The following is a 13,470-nucleotide window of genomic DNA, read 5'->3' as shown; positions in this document are numbered from 1 at the left end:
TGTGCAGGTTTACCCGCGAAGGATGCGACGGCGTCCGTTTCGCTTGAGGCTTACCTCACCACCCCCAGCATCTCGTTCAGCACCCGGGCCAGTTCATCGGCCTGCACCGGCTTCTGGATCACCAGGCTGCCCGGCAGCTCCAGCCCTTGCAACTCCGCATAACCGGTGAGGAACACCACCGGCAGGTGCGGGTGCTGCTCGCGGGCCGCCAGCGCCAGCTGCGCGCCGTTGAACTCGGGCATGGCGAAATCGGTAAGCAGCAGGTCTATCTCGTCATCCAGCAGTGCCAGGGCCTGTTCGCCGCTGTGCGCCTGGCGCACCTGGTAACCGTACTGGCGCAACACATCGCCGAGCATGTCGCGTACCAGGTGGTCATCATCCACCAGCAGCACCGTGCGGTTGTGGCCGCTTGCGCTGGTCGACTGGCTGAGCAGCGGTGCCACCGTTTCGCTCACGGCTTGATCCTTGACCGCCGGCAGGTATACCGCCACCTGGGTGCCACGGCCCGGCGAGGTGTCGATGCGCACGCCGCCCCCGGACTGCTTGGCAAAACCGAACACCTGGGCCAGGCCCAGGCCCGAGCCCTTGCCGATATCCTTGGTGGTGAAGAACGGCTCGAATACCTTGGCCAGCACTTCTTCGCTCATGCCACAGCCGGTATCGCGGATGCTCAGCATCACGTACTCGCCCGGGTCAGGGTCTTCCGGGCGTTGCGGGCGGCTGGTGATGCGGGTGTTGCGGGTCGACAGGGTCAGTTGGCCGCCATCGGGCATGGCATCGCGGGCATTGATCGCCAGGTTGAGGATGATCATCTCGGTCTGGGTCGGGTCGGTCAGTGCCTGCCACAGGGTTTGGTCCAGGTCCAGGCGCACCGAGATATTGCCACCCAAGGTGCGACGCAGCAGCTCTTCCAGGCCGGCCAAGGTACGGTTGAGGTTGAGCGGCACCGGCTCCAGGCGCTGGCGACGGGAGAATGCCAGCAACTGCGAAGTCAGCTTGGCGCCGCGCTCGCCCGCTGCGCGGATATGCGTAAGGCGCGTGCGGGCCTTGTCCAGGTCGGCCTTGGCCAGGTCGCGTTCGAGGAAGCTGGCGCCGGTGAGGATCACCGTCAGCAGGTTGTTGAAGTCGTGGGCCACGCCGGCCGTCAGCTGGCCGACCGCTTCCAGCCGCTGCATCTGCTGCAGCGCGGCCTCAATGCGTTCGCGTTCGTCGATCTGTTCACGCAGGCGTGCATTGGCCTCGGCCAGGCCCAGGGCGGCCTCGCGCTCGCTGGTGATGTCGCGCGCCACCACGTACAGCAAGGTGTCTTCCGGCACCACCACCCACGACAGCCAGCGCTGCTGGCCGCCGGCATGCAGCACGCGCCCGACGAAGCGGGCGCTGGTGCGGCCATGGGCGAGGGCGGCCAGTTCGGTGAGCAGCAGTTCCTGGTCGGGCTCGGGTAGCAGGTGCAGCAGGGATGTCTGGCTCAGGCGCTCGCGCGAGAAGCCCAGGCTGGCTTCCCAGGCGGGGTTCAGCGCGACCGGGGTCAGGTCCTTGTTCAGCACGGCCAGCAAGTCCTGCGACAGCTCCCAGGCCCGATCGCGTTCGCGGGTGCGGCGTTCGACCCGTTCGCCGAGCATCTCGTTGAGCTGGCGCAGTGCCTGGGTGGCCAGGCGTTGCGTGTGGATGTCCTGCAGCACGCCGGAAAAGCGCACGCACTGGTCGTCGAGGAACTGGCTCTGGCCGCTGCTGAGCAACCAGCGCGGCGCCAGGCCATTGGGTTGCGCGATGCGGAACTCTACCCGGTACTGGCCACCGCTTTCGGGGCGCATGGCGTGTTCCACCGCGTCGCGCACCCGTGGCAGGTCGTCGGGGTAGATGCCGGCGTAGAACACTTCAAGGTTCATTTCCGTGCTGGTGGGTAGGCCGAACAGGATCTTGCAACGGTCGTCCCACAGCAACAGGCCTTCTTGTGGGCGCAGGTCCCAGGTGCCCATGCCGGCGGCGTCGATAGCGATGCGCGCCTGTGCCTCGACGTCTGCCAGGGCCTCTTCGGCGCGGCGCCGGCGCTGGCGCTCCTGCACCTCGGTAAGGGCCCGGCGCACGGCCTTGGGCAGCAGTGGCAGGTTCTTCTTCAGTACATAGTCGGTGGCACCCAGGCGGATCATTTCCACCGCGTGCTCTTCGCCGTAGATGCCCGACAGGAAAATGAACGGAGTGTCCGGCGCCAGGCGCTGGGCGATGGCCAGCACTTCGGTACCGGACGAACCAGGCAACACGCAATCGCACAGAACCAGGTCGTAACGGGCCTCGCGCAGGGCGTGCTCGACGCCAACATGGTCGAACACCAAGTGCGACTGCACATGCAGCCCGCTACGCTCCAGGCGCATCAGGGTCAGCTCGGCGTCCATCGAGCTGTCTTCGACCATCAGCAGTTTCAACGGAGTGGGCTGCATCGTCGCGCTGGCCTCAGTTGCTGCCGCGCCGGTTCAGGCGCAGCGAGCCGGGTGGCGGTTCGTTGAGCACGGCCCAGAACACCCCCAGGTCGGAGATGGCCGTGACGAATTCCTTGAACTCCACGGGCTTGACCACGTAGGCATTGACCCCAAGCTCATAGGCGCGCAGCAGGTCGGGCTCCTCGCGCGAGGAGGTCAGCATCACCGTGGGGATGCTGCGCAGTTCGGCGGTGGCGCGTACTTCCTTGAGCACTTCCAGGCCATCGACCTTGGGCAGTTTCAGGTCCAGCAGCAGTACGGCAGGGTTGCCGTCGTCGCGTTCGGCGTAGGCATTGCGGCGCAGCAGGTAGTCGAGCGCGTCGGCACCGTCGCGCAGCACGATGACCTCGTTGGCCAACTGGCTGCGCTCAAGGGCCAGCAGCGTCAGTTCCAGGTCCCGGGGGTTGTCTTCGACCAGCAGGATAGGTTTGAGCATGATGGTACAGGTGCCTCAGGTAGCAGTGTTTCGGGGTAGGGTGAAGTGGAAGCTGGCACCTTGGTCGATCTGGCCGTCGGCCCAGACCCGGCCGTCATGGCGCTCGATGATGCGGCGCACGCTTGCCAGGCCAATCCCTGTGCCCTCGAAGTCTTCCATGCGGTGCAGGCGCTGGAACACACCGAACAGCTTGTTGGCATAGGCCATATCGAAGCCCACGCCATTGTCGCGGATACAGATTTCGGTTTCGTCGGGATGCTGTATGGCGCTGATCTGGATGCGCGCAGGCGTACGGCCACGTGTGTACTTGATGGCATTGGATATCAAGTTTTGCAATGCCAGGTTGATGAACGCCGGGTCGCCGATCACCTTGGGCAGCGGGGCGATGTCCCAAATGATTGCGCGGCCCTCGTAGTCGGGCGCAAGTTCGTTGCGAATGGTGTCGACCAGCGTGTTGAGGTCGACGTCGGACAGGCGCAGGGCCGAGCGGCCCATTTGCGAGAAGTTGAGCAGGTTGTCCACCAGGCTGCCGGCAAAATGCGCGGCTTCCTCGATGTGCTGCAGGAAGCGCTTGCCGCGCTCGCTCAGGCCCTGGCCTTCGATCTCGCCGAGCAGCTCGGTGTAGCCGGCAATATGCCGCAAGGGCGCGCGCAGGTCGTGGGATACGCTGTAGGAGAACGCCTCCAGTTCCTTGTTCGAACGGCGCAGTTCACTGGCCAGTTGCGCCAGCTCCTCGGCTTTGCGCAGGACGATGCCGAGCACGGCGGTGCGCAGCTCCAGCACACCTTCGACGATCAGCGGGTCCCAGGGTTCGCAGTAGCCACGCAGTTCTTCCTGCCAGCGTTCGAAACTGTGCCGTGGGTCAAGTGTGCCTTGCGTGCCGACCTGCTTGGCCGGCTGCCCGGCCCAGTTCACGATGCGCACCTGCTCAGGTCGGAACCACAGCAGGTAGTGCGAGTGAATTTGCGAAATGGCCACTGCCAGCACGCCGCCGGCATGCGCTGCCAACTCGGGCAGCTCGTCGACATCGCGGCGCAGGTTGTCACTGTGGAACACGCTGTCTTCACCGCGCCGGGCCAGCCAGTGCACCAGTGCGTTGACCTGGGCGGCCGGCGGGGTCTGGCCGAACAGGTCGCAGCGCTCGGCCGAAATCACTGCGGCACCGCTGGCGCCGGCGAATTCCAGCAGCACCTCGGGCAAGTCGCGCAGGCCGTCGCTGACACTGTCGTGGTCGGCCATGGACGAGATCATGCGCACGATGTGCTGGCGCAGTTCCAGCAGCTTGCGGGTGTTGGCGTGGGATTCGCGCGACTCGATCTGCAATGACAGCACGCTGGCCAGCAGTTCGCAGGCGGTGCGGGTGCGCAGGTCCACCGCGCGCGGTTGCTGGTGGTGGCAGGACACCAACCCCCAAAGCGCGCCGTCGACCACGATCGACAACGACATCGACGCCAGGGTGCCCATGTTGCGCATGTATTGCAGGTGCACCGGTGACACGCTGCGCAGTGCCGCGAAGCTCATGTCCAGGGCCTTGCCGGTGCGCGGGTTGGCGCTGGGCACCAGCGGCGATGGCTGGTAGTTGGCGTCCTCGATCACGCGGATGCGGTTGACCCGGTACAGCTCGCGCGCCTGGCGCGGAATGTCCGCTGCCGGGAAGCGCAGGCCCAGGTAGCACGGGTAACCCGGGTCGGCCACCTCGGCCAGCACCTGGCCATTGCCCTCGGCATCGAAGCGGTAGGCCTTTACCCGGCCGAACCCGGTGATGCGCTTTAGCTGCACCACGCTTTGCTGCAGCAGTTCTTCCAGGCTGCCAGCCAGGTGCAGGTTACCGACGAAGCTGCGCACCAGTGGGTAGTAGTCGCCTTGCCCGGCCAGGTCGGCCGGCAGGCGCGGGGGCTCGAATTCGGTGATCAGTACCTTGTCGTGACGATGGGCCAGCACATGCAGCTTGTCGCTGAACGGCGCGCCTTGGCGCAGGCACACGTCGCCGATATGGAATGGGAAGGCTTCGTCTTCGGGCAGGTGTGCCAGATGCCCACGCAGGTCGAAGGTGCTACTGAGCAGTTCGGCGACGTTGCAACCGAGCAGTTCCCTGGCCGGTATGCCCAGCCAGCGTTCGACATTTTCACTGGCCTGGAGCACGCGCAGGTCGGTGTCGTCCAGCACCAGCAGAAAACCCTGGGGCTGGATGCTGCCTGGCACCTGGATCGGTTCCTGAGCGCAACGCTCCATGGCTGCGGTGAGCGTGTCATCTGCGGTCATAAGTCAAGACGCTCCTGTCAATGAGGGCCATGCATGCCACATGTGCCTGGTGCAGGATGCTGGTGATGCACCCTAGCAGAATATCCGCTCGATTTGCGGCCCTTGGCCATTGGAGGCGCGCGACAACCCAGGGTTCTGCAAGGTGCAGGCTTTTTTTGAAGGGGACGCTATCGCAGTGTGATTCTGGATATGCGGTCAGCGCATAGGGCCTTATCGCCGGCAAGCCGGCTCCCACAGGTACTGCACATGGCGCGAGGGCAACGCGGCCGAGGTGGGAGCTGGCTTGTCGGCGATAGGGCCGCAAAGCGGCCCCGGGGTTGCAGCAACGCTGCACAAATTGCCGGTGCTGCTTTGCAGCCCTTTCGCGACACAAGGCTGCGGTCAGCCTGCGGGCAAGCGTCAACGCAAATCGTCAACCATCTTCGCCAACGTCTCCAACACCGCCCCGGCCAATGCCTTCGAGCGTGCCCCCGACCAGCCGGTAACCGCATCCGGCGCATCGTCATGGTCCTTGAACGGCATTTCCAGCGTCAGTGACAGGCAGTCATGCGCCATGCCCACGGCATTGCAGGCCAGCGTCGTATTGGCCTGCCCGGGCTCGTCGCGGGTGTAGCCATGCACGGTCTGGAAGTCGTGGGTCAGGCTGGACAGGGTACTGCGGAACTGCTCTTCCAGTTTCGCCAGGCGCGGGGTGTAACCCGGGTTGCCCTCGCAAGCTGCGGTGAACACGTGTGGAATCTCTTCGTCGCCATGCACGTCAATGAAGGCATCCACCCCGTATTGCTTCATTTGCGCCTGGGCGAAGAACACCTCCGGGCTTAGCTCGACGCTGGCGTCCTGCCAGGCACGGTTGAGGTCCTTGCCCTTGAAGTTGGTACGCAGGTGGCCGAGGAAGGCGCCATCGGGGTTCATGTTGGGGATCAGGTACAGGTCGGCCTTGGCCAGCAATTGCTGAATCACCGTGTCGTTGGCCTGCAGGCGCTCGATCACGCCTTCCATGAACCATTCGGCCATGTGTTCGCCCGGGTGCTGCTGGGCAATCAGCCACAGCTTGCGTTTGCCCGCGGCGCCATCACCGGCACGCAGCAGGGGGATGTCGCGGCCTTGTACGCTGCGGCCGCTGGCCAGCAACTCGACCCCCGGCAATTGCCGGGCGCGCTCGATCAGTTGGTTGTGACGGGCGCGCGGGTAGGGTTCGAAGTAGGCGAACCAGACCTGTTGTTGCTCGGCTTTCACCTCGAACGACAGCGCGGTGCCGTCGAACTGGCTGGGTACGCGGAACCAGGTTTGCTGGTCGTATGAGGCCACGGCGTTGTAGCCGCTCCAGGCGTTCTTGTAGGAGGAGCCGGAGGCGTTGTCGAGGCTGAAGCGATGGGCCTGGCCAGGTGTCAGCCCACTGACCTTAAAGTGGAACCACTGGTAGTGGCCGCTGTGGGTGTCCGGGCGGATGGCCAGGTGAACCTGGGCTGGGTTGCTGGCATCCAGCACCTGGATGTTGCCGGAGTCGAAATCGCAGTCGATCTGCAGGGGGGACAGCGTCACGGTCATGTGCCGGGCTCCTTCTGGGGGCTTTGTTGTGGGGGTACTGTACACCGGTTGGAAGGCGAGGGTAGTGCTCAGCGTATTGGCAGTTTTCCTCAAAGCGGAGCGTTCCAGAATATTGACTCTTATCAATATATTGCATTTCTTAAATGTGATAGTGGGGCGCCGAGTTTCACGATTATGGGGCTGAGTCTGTAGGAAGTTTTACAGGTGAATGTAAGATTGCTCTGAGTTGTTCGTTCGGGGTGGAAATCGGTTCGGGCGTAGGTCATTGTTGTCGTCGCAAATGGTGGCTCATGCCGAAGGAGAGGAACATGGTTTCAACTAGCTTTCAGAACGAAGTGCCCAAGGCGCGTGTAAATATAAAGCTCGACTTGCATACCGGCGGTGCTCAGAGGAAGTTCGAACTTCCCCTGAAGCTCGTGCTGATGGGCGACTACAGTAATGGCAGGGAACAACGCCCGCTTTCAGAGCGCGGCAAGGTCAACATTGACAAGAATAATTTCGATAATGTGTTGGCCGATTTTTCACCCACGCTCAGGCTTGCCGTGGAAGATACGCTTGCTGATGATGGCAGTGACACAACCGTTGAGTTGAGTTTTCAGTGCATGAAAGACTTCGAGCCGGAGCAGGTGGCGCGGCAGTTGCCCCAATTGCGGGCGCTTCTGGCAATGCGCAACCTGTTGCGCGAGTTGAAAGCGAATTTGCTGGATAACGCGACCTTCCGCTTCGAGCTGGAGCGTATTCTCAAGGATGAAGCGCTCAGTGACGCCTTGCGCAATGAACTATCAGCGCTTGCCTCGCGCTAACGCGCTATTACCTTGGTTTCAATGTACAGGAAGTAAGACATGCCCGAAGAGCAAACTTCTGTGCAATCGCACAGCACCACCGTATTGCCTGAAAATAGTCGCGGCGTCTATCACGCGCTTTTCGACAAGATCAACCTCACGCCGCTTGATGAGATAGGCGGCATAGAAGCTTTTCAGAGCCTGGATGCGTTGTCGGAGGCTACCCCTGACGAACGTGTCACCGCGTCCATGAGTGTATTTCTGGATCTGCTCAAAAGCGCGGCACCGAAAATCGACCGCCTGGACAGGGCCTTACTGGATGAGCACATCGCTTCACTGGACGCGCAGATCAGTCGCCAGCTCGACGCCGTGATGCACCATCCCGATTTCCAGAACGTGGAGGCTACCTGGTGCGGGGCGAAATCGCTGATCGATCAGACCGATTTCCGCCAGAATGTGCGTATCGAGTTGCTCGACATCAGCAAAGCGCATCTGCTGCAGGATTTCGAAGACGCTCCGGAAATCGCCCAAAGCGGCCTGTATTTGCACACCTATACCCAGGAATACGACACACCCGGCGGTGAGCCCATCGCTGCGGCCGTGTCCAACTACGAATTTGATCGTAGCCCTCAGGATATTGCGTTGTTGCGCAGTATTTCAAAAGTGGCGGCGGCGGCCCATATGCCATTTCTGGGCTCGGTAGGGCCTGCATTCTTCGGCAAGGTCAGCATGGAGGAAGTTGCTGCCATCAAGGATATTGGCAACTACATGGAGCGCGCTGAATATATAAAATGGCACAGTTTTGCGGCCAGTGACGATGCACGTTACATCGGTCTCTGCATGCCGCGCGTCATTGGGCGCTTACCCTATGGGCCTGATACGAAACCGGTGCGCGGCTTCAACTACATAGAAAGCGTAAAAGGACCCGATCACGCCAAGTACCTGTGGGTGAATGCGTCATTCGCCTTTGCTGCGAATATGGTCAAGAGTTTTATCAAAAATGGCTGGTGCGTGCAGATCCGTGGCCCGCAGTCAGGCGGTGCAGTGACCGACCTGCCCATACACCTCTATGACCTTGGGACTGGTAACCAAGTCAAGATACCTTCGGAGGTGATGATTCCGGAAACACGTGAGTTCGAATTTTCCAACCTGGGTTTGATTCCGCTGTCGTATTACAAGAACCGCGATTATGCCTGCTTCTTTTCGGCCAACTCTGCGCACAAACCCGCGGTTTATGATACTCCAGAGGCAACCGCCAACAGTCGTATCAATGCTCGGCTGCCCTATGTGTTCCTGCTTTCACGCATTGCTCATTACCTGAAGCTTATTCAGCGCGAAAACATCGGCACGACTAAAGACCGTCGTTTGCTGGAGTTGGAGTTGAATAAATGGGTTGCAAGCCTGGTTACCGAAATGACCGACCCGGGTGATGACTTGCAGGCCTCCCACCCACTGCGTGAGGCCAAGGTGATTGTCGAAGACATCGAGGACAACCCTGGGTTCTTCCGCGTCAAGTTGTTCGCCGTGCCGCACTTCCAGGTCGAAGGCATGGATATCAACTTGTCATTGGTTTCGCAGATGCCAAAAGCCAAATCGTAGCCATACAGCAGGAGCGTTACCTTGAATATCGACCGTCCCCTGTGGGCTTCGGGGGCTTTGCTGTCCCCGCAGCAGTTCCAGCAGCAGGCGCGCCTGGAGGCGTGGGCCAACCTGTGCGTTTCACGTCAGTCGCTTGTACATCCTTGGGGCCTGCAGGCGATAGCCTTCGACAAGGATGCGCTGCAGCTTGGCAAGCTCAAGGCCAGTCGAGTGTGCCTGTGCATGCCTGACGGCACCCTGATCGACAGTGAGCGATTGGACCCGCTACCACCGGCGCTGGAGCTGTCACGGGTGCTCCCCGAAGGCAGCCCGGATGCCACGGTGGTGCTCGCCTTGCCGCTTGAGCAGGCCAACGGCGGCAACTGCCTGTTCGAGGGCGGCAGGGTCGAGCGCCCGACCCGCTACCGTCAGGCATGGCGGGACATACAGGATATCTACGGTGACGAGACACAATCGGTCGGGGTGCTCGAACACGCGCTGAGCCTGCGTCTTGTCGATGACGACAACGCTGACTACGTGACCTGCCCCGTGGCCAGGTTGGTGCGCGATGCCCAAGGCAGTTGGGCGCTGGACAGTAGCTACATACCGCCACTGCTCAGCTTTTGCGCACACTCCGGATTGCTGACTCAACTGGATAACCTGCTCACCCAGCTATCCGCCAAGCGCGAACGCCTGATGGGCATGCGTCGGGAAAGCAACCAGCGCATGGCCGACTTTGCCGTTGCCGATGTGACGCTTTTCTGGCTGCTCAATGCCTTGAACGCCTACCAGCCGGTATTGGCTGACCTGCAAGCCTACCCGGCGCGCCACCCGGAACAGGTGTACCAGACACTGATCAAGTTGACCGGGAGCCTGCTGACCTTCTCGCTGGATCACGATCTCGACTGCATACCGGCTTATCAGCACAGCAACCTGGAAGCGGTGTTGCCGCCGTTGATGCGTACCATTGCCACCCTGCTGGAGGCGAGCCTGCCATCACGGGTGGTGGCGTTGGTGCTCGAGGCAAAGGGGGCGAACCGCTGGCAGGTCACCCTCAACGATGCACGCCTGCGTGAGCCGGAGGGCGTTGATTTCTACCTCTCGGTACGCAGTGCATTGCCTGCCGCTCAGGTGCAAAGCCAGTTCCCCAGCTTATGCAAGGTTGGGGCGCCGGATGATGTCGATCATCTGGTCAATGCCGCACTCGATGGCGTTCCTCTTCAACCACTGAGCCAGGTTCCGGCTGCCATTCCCTTGCGCCTGGAGAACCAGTACTTCGCCCTCGATCTTGCGCATGCGAAGGGGCGGGCAATGTTGGCCCACGGGGTATGCGCACTGTACGCGCCGAGCACCTTCGCCGACGCCAGGCTTGAACTGTTCGCGGTGTTGCGCAAATGAGCCCGGTTCAGCAACCACCCATCACGCGTGGCCTGTGCATCGACGCGTTGCTGCAGGATACCTACCTGTTGGTCGTAGAACTGTGCCGTGGCGCATCGGTGCGCAGTGGCCCCGAACTCTGGGCACTGTGCGCGCGACAGGTAGAGACCGTACAGGCGGCACTGCGGCACGCCGAAGAAGATGCGCGCAGCATCGATCTCATCAGCCATGCCCAGTGCGCCTTGCTCGATGAAACCGTCCTGCGCCATGCCCAGGGGGAAGCGCACGCAGCCTGGGCAGAGCAGACGTTGCAGGTCAGGTTCTTCAGTCGTCATCAAGCGGGGGAGTTCCTCTACGAAGACATGCGCTCGGTGTTGCGTGAACCCGCAGCCAATCCTCACGTCCTGACGGCCTTTCACCGTGTGCTGATGCTCGGATTTCTGGGACGCTATCGCGACATCGCTGACCCGCAGCGGCAGCAACTGGTGCAAGCACTGGCTGCTCGGGTCGCGCCGTTGGGCATTACCAGTGCCGTTATTACCCAGGCCGAAGTACGGCGCAGGGGTGATGCCATGCCCTGGCTACCGTCATCTTTGATCCATGTGATAGCCGCGCTGGCGTTGCTCGCTGGCGTTTGGTGGGGGCTGGACCGGGCCTTGGGTGGGGCTGTCGTCGCGCTCCTGGCGGGCCAGGTGTGAGGGGCCTATGACGCGAAAGCAGAGGCTGGGCCTGTGGCTTTGGGCGGGTTCACTTGCGTTGGTGCTGGTGGCGATCGTGCCGATGGCCATGGGGTGGCGCGTGATTGCAGCATTGGCCTGCGTGGCCTTCGTTGCGCTGCAGTGTCGCCGTGCCTTGCGCATCGATCAGCACCTGAGCGAGAGGATGCTGCGGCGTGCGGCAGCCCTGCCGCCGGTGACATACCGGTATCCGGTGCTGCTGGTGTGCGGGGATGGCCTGAGCGGTCTTTTCGGCCCAGTAGCCGACGAGCAGTTGGCGCTGCGCGTGACCGCGCACGGGTGCTATCTACCGGTAGCGGGTGCAGAACAACTCACCACGGTCGCCGCAGAGCTGCTGGCGGCAAGGCCGCAGTGGGCCGCACAACTTGGCGTCTTGCTGGTGGTGGATGCCGCCAGCCACTCGGACTCGGCGGTGCTGGTCAACCAAGTGCGCAGCTTCGGCTACCAAGTGGCGAAGATTCGCAAGCGTGGGCTGGCTTTGCCGCTGATGGTGATGAGTTACCTGCCAGAGGCAGCGGCGGCAGGCGCCTGGTTCAGCTGGGAAGCAGGGTGTGCCAGCCCTAACGTACGTGAGGGCGGTGCCTGCATGAGCCTGGCCGATTGGCAGCGCTCAGGCAGCGACGTCTCGCTACAGCCGGCACGCTTGCAGGCTTGCGTACAACTCGACAGCGTTGCGCAATGGCTGGCTGAGTGGGTCGTCCCGGCCTTGACCGAGACGATCCCAGGTCACGCCCCGGCGAGGCCCCCGGTCACCCTGGCCATCGCCTCGACGCCGGCCCTGGACACGCCCGTGGCCAACAATCTCTGGCAGCGCTGGCTCTGCGAGCGAGTGGGTGTAGCCGCAAGCGACACCATGCAGCGTGCGCCCGACGTCCAGCCCCGCTTCCCGGACGAACTGCTGCACCTGCTGCCGGGGCATGCCCCAAATCGTGACCGGTTCAAGGCTCATGTGCTGGGGGTGTGGTTGTTCGTTTTTGCCGGCATTGCCGCACTGATGAGCTCTGCTTGGCAGAACACATTGCTGATGCGCCAGGTCAGCGATGACTTGCGTCGCTATCAGGCTATCGGCCCAGCAATGGAGCCGCACGACCTTGCGCAACGGCAAGCGGCGGTGGCTGTGCTGCATCAGCACGCACAGCGCCTGGACCGCTACTACCGCCACGGTGAGCCTTGGGCGCTGGGTTTGGGCCTGTATCAGGGTGGCTCGCTGCGAGCTCCGCTGCTGGCAGCGATAGCGAGCCATCGTCAACCGGCCGCTTTACCCAGGCCGGCCGACAAACCCGGCAGCGTGCGCCTGGACAGTCTGTCGCTGTTCGGCACCGGCAGCGCTCGGCTCAGGCCCGATGCGACTCAGGTGCTGATCAAGGCCCTGTTCGGCATCCAGGCGCAACCGGGTTGGCTGATCGTGATCGCTGGCCATACCGACGCCACTGGCAGTGATGAACACAACCTTCGTTTGTCCCGCGCCCGCGCAGCCGCAGTCCATGCGTGGATGCTACGCATGAGTGACATCCCTGCAAGCTGCTTCGCGGTGCAAGGCCTGGGGGCCAGCCAACCGGTGGCCAGCAATGACACCGAATCCGGTCGCGCGGCCAATCGCCGCGTGGAAATTCGCCTGGTGCCGGAGCCGGGGGCCTGTGCCTCGGGCCACGCCGTATCAGGCCTGCAACCCCTGCCGCATTCAGCGGCGTTCAACGACTGAAAAAAGGAGTTTCACATGGCTATTCCCATTTACCTGTGGCTGAAGGATGACGGCGGTGCAGACCTCAAGGGGTCAGTCAATGTCGGCGGCCGCGAAGACTCCATTGAGGTGATCGCCCAGGAACACTGCGTGTACATCCCGACTGACAACAACACCGGCAGGCTGACCGGCACGCGCATCCACACCCCGTTCGTGTTCAACAAGGAAATCGACGCTTCCACCCCGTACCTCTACAAGGCGGTTACCACCGGGCAGACGCTGAAGAGCGCCGAGTTCAAGTGGTATCGAATCAACGATGCCGGGCAGGAGGTCGAGTATTTCAACACCACGCTGGAGAACGTCAAAGTGGTGAACGTCTCGCCAAAAATGCACGACATCAAGGACCCGTCCAAGGAGAAACACAATCACCTGGAAGTGGTCGAGCTGCGTTACGAAAAGATCACCTGGACTTACCTGGACGGCAACATCATCCATTCCGATTCCTGGAATGAACGCCCTGCTGCTGCAGGCTGATAGCGCATTACCGGCAGGTGGGTTGCCACCTGTCGGCGCAGGTGTCTTGGGTTGAGCC

10 protein-coding genes are annotated in these 13,470 nt (G+C 62.4%); 6 read left to right on the top strand and 4 right to left on the bottom strand.

Going from position 1 to position 13,470, the window contains the following annotated elements; all coding sequences use genetic code 11:
- Positions 1-50 precede the first annotated feature (50 nt).
- The 4 genes from TZ03_RS11720 to TZ03_RS11705 form a co-directional block, all read right to left on the bottom strand.
- Complete coding sequence (locus TZ03_RS11720) at positions 51-2,438, bottom strand: hybrid sensor histidine kinase/response regulator (RefSeq protein ID WP_051097753.1); 2,388 nt, start codon at positions 2,436-2,438, stop codon at positions 51-53.
- A 13-nt stretch (positions 2,439-2,451) separates the two neighbouring features.
- Positions 2,452-2,913, bottom strand: coding sequence for a response regulator (locus TZ03_RS11715; protein ID WP_003250360.1), 462 nt, complete (start codon positions 2,911-2,913; stop codon positions 2,452-2,454).
- A 15-nt stretch (positions 2,914-2,928) separates the two neighbouring features.
- Positions 2,929-5,175 carry an ATP-binding protein gene (locus tag TZ03_RS11710; protein ID WP_051097752.1) on the bottom strand — a complete coding sequence of 749 codons (2,247 nt, stop codon included), beginning with the start codon at positions 5,173-5,175 and terminating at the stop codon, positions 2,929-2,931.
- A 399-nt stretch (positions 5,176-5,574) separates the two neighbouring features.
- Positions 5,575-6,723, bottom strand: coding sequence for a M14-type cytosolic carboxypeptidase (locus TZ03_RS11705; RefSeq protein ID WP_051097751.1), 1,149 nt, complete (start codon positions 6,721-6,723; stop codon positions 5,575-5,577).
- 308 nt (positions 6,724-7,031) lie between these two features.
- Between TZ03_RS11705 and tssB the strand changes: the two genes are divergently transcribed.
- Genes tssB through TZ03_RS11675 form a run of 6 tightly spaced genes read left to right on the top strand, consistent with a single transcriptional unit; the run spans position 7,032 to position 13,412 of the window.
- A complete protein-coding gene (gene tssB, locus TZ03_RS11700; RefSeq protein WP_051097750.1) occupies positions 7,032-7,526 on the top strand; it encodes a type VI secretion system contractile sheath small subunit in 495 nt (164 codons plus the stop codon).
- Positions 7,527-7,565: 39 nt separating this feature from the next.
- Positions 7,566-9,104, top strand: a complete 1,539-nt coding sequence (tssC, locus tag TZ03_RS11695) for a type VI secretion system contractile sheath large subunit (RefSeq protein WP_051097749.1) — start codon at positions 7,566-7,568, stop codon at positions 9,102-9,104.
- 21 nt (positions 9,105-9,125) lie between these two features.
- Positions 9,126-10,481: a type VI secretion system baseplate subunit TssK gene (gene tssK / locus TZ03_RS11690; protein ID WP_051097748.1), complete on the top strand. Its 1,356-nt coding sequence runs from the start codon at positions 9,126-9,128 to the stop codon at positions 10,479-10,481.
- Positions 10,478-11,158, top strand: coding sequence for a type VI secretion system protein TssL, short form (gene tssL, locus TZ03_RS11685; protein ID WP_051097747.1), 681 nt, complete (start codon positions 10,478-10,480; stop codon positions 11,156-11,158). The genes tssK and tssL overlap by 4 nt, the downstream gene beginning before the upstream one ends.
- 7 nt (positions 11,159-11,165) lie before the next feature.
- On the top strand, positions 11,166-12,899 hold the full coding sequence (locus TZ03_RS11680; protein ID WP_051097746.1) for an OmpA family protein: 1,734 nt from the start codon (positions 11,166-11,168) through the stop codon (positions 12,897-12,899).
- A gap of 15 nt (positions 12,900-12,914) precedes the next feature.
- Entirely contained in the window at positions 12,915-13,412 is a 498-nt protein-coding gene (locus TZ03_RS11675; RefSeq protein ID WP_051097745.1) for an Hcp family type VI secretion system effector, read from the top strand.
- The last annotated feature ends 58 nt before the right edge of the window (positions 13,413-13,470 follow it).

This window comes from Pseudomonas sp. 10-1B, from assembly GCF_000935045.1.
In the GTDB taxonomy this organism is placed as follows: domain Bacteria; phylum Pseudomonadota; class Gammaproteobacteria; order Pseudomonadales; family Pseudomonadaceae; genus Aquipseudomonas.
This window is presented reverse-complemented; position numbering and strand designations above follow the sequence as displayed.

Excerpts from the sequence above, each read along its gene's own strand:
- tssC (WP_051097749.1), top strand. The coding sequence starts at position 7,566 with ATGCCCGAAGAGCAAACTTCTGTGCAATCGCACAGCACCACCGTATTG.
- TZ03_RS11715 (WP_003250360.1), bottom strand. The coding sequence starts at position 2,913 with ATGCTCAAACCTATCCTGCTGGTCGAAGACAACCCCCGGGACCTGGAA.
- tssL (WP_051097747.1), top strand. The coding sequence starts at position 10,478 with ATGAGCCCGGTTCAGCAACCACCCATCACGCGTGGCCTGTGCATCGAC.
- TZ03_RS11705 (WP_051097751.1), bottom strand. The coding sequence starts at position 6,723 with ATGACCGTGACGCTGTCCCCCCTGCAGATCGACTGCGATTTCGACTCC.
- TZ03_RS11675 (WP_051097745.1), top strand. The coding sequence starts at position 12,915 with ATGGCTATTCCCATTTACCTGTGGCTGAAGGATGACGGCGGTGCAGAC.
- TZ03_RS11680 (WP_051097746.1), top strand. The coding sequence starts at position 11,166 with ATGACGCGAAAGCAGAGGCTGGGCCTGTGGCTTTGGGCGGGTTCACTT.
- TZ03_RS11710 (WP_051097752.1), bottom strand. The coding sequence starts at position 5,175 with ATGACCGCAGATGACACGCTCACCGCAGCCATGGAGCGTTGCGCTCAG.
- TZ03_RS11720 (WP_051097753.1), bottom strand. The coding sequence starts at position 2,438 with ATGCAGCCCACTCCGTTGAAACTGCTGATGGTCGAAGACAGCTCGATG.
- tssB (WP_051097750.1), top strand. The coding sequence starts at position 7,032 with ATGGTTTCAACTAGCTTTCAGAACGAAGTGCCCAAGGCGCGTGTAAAT.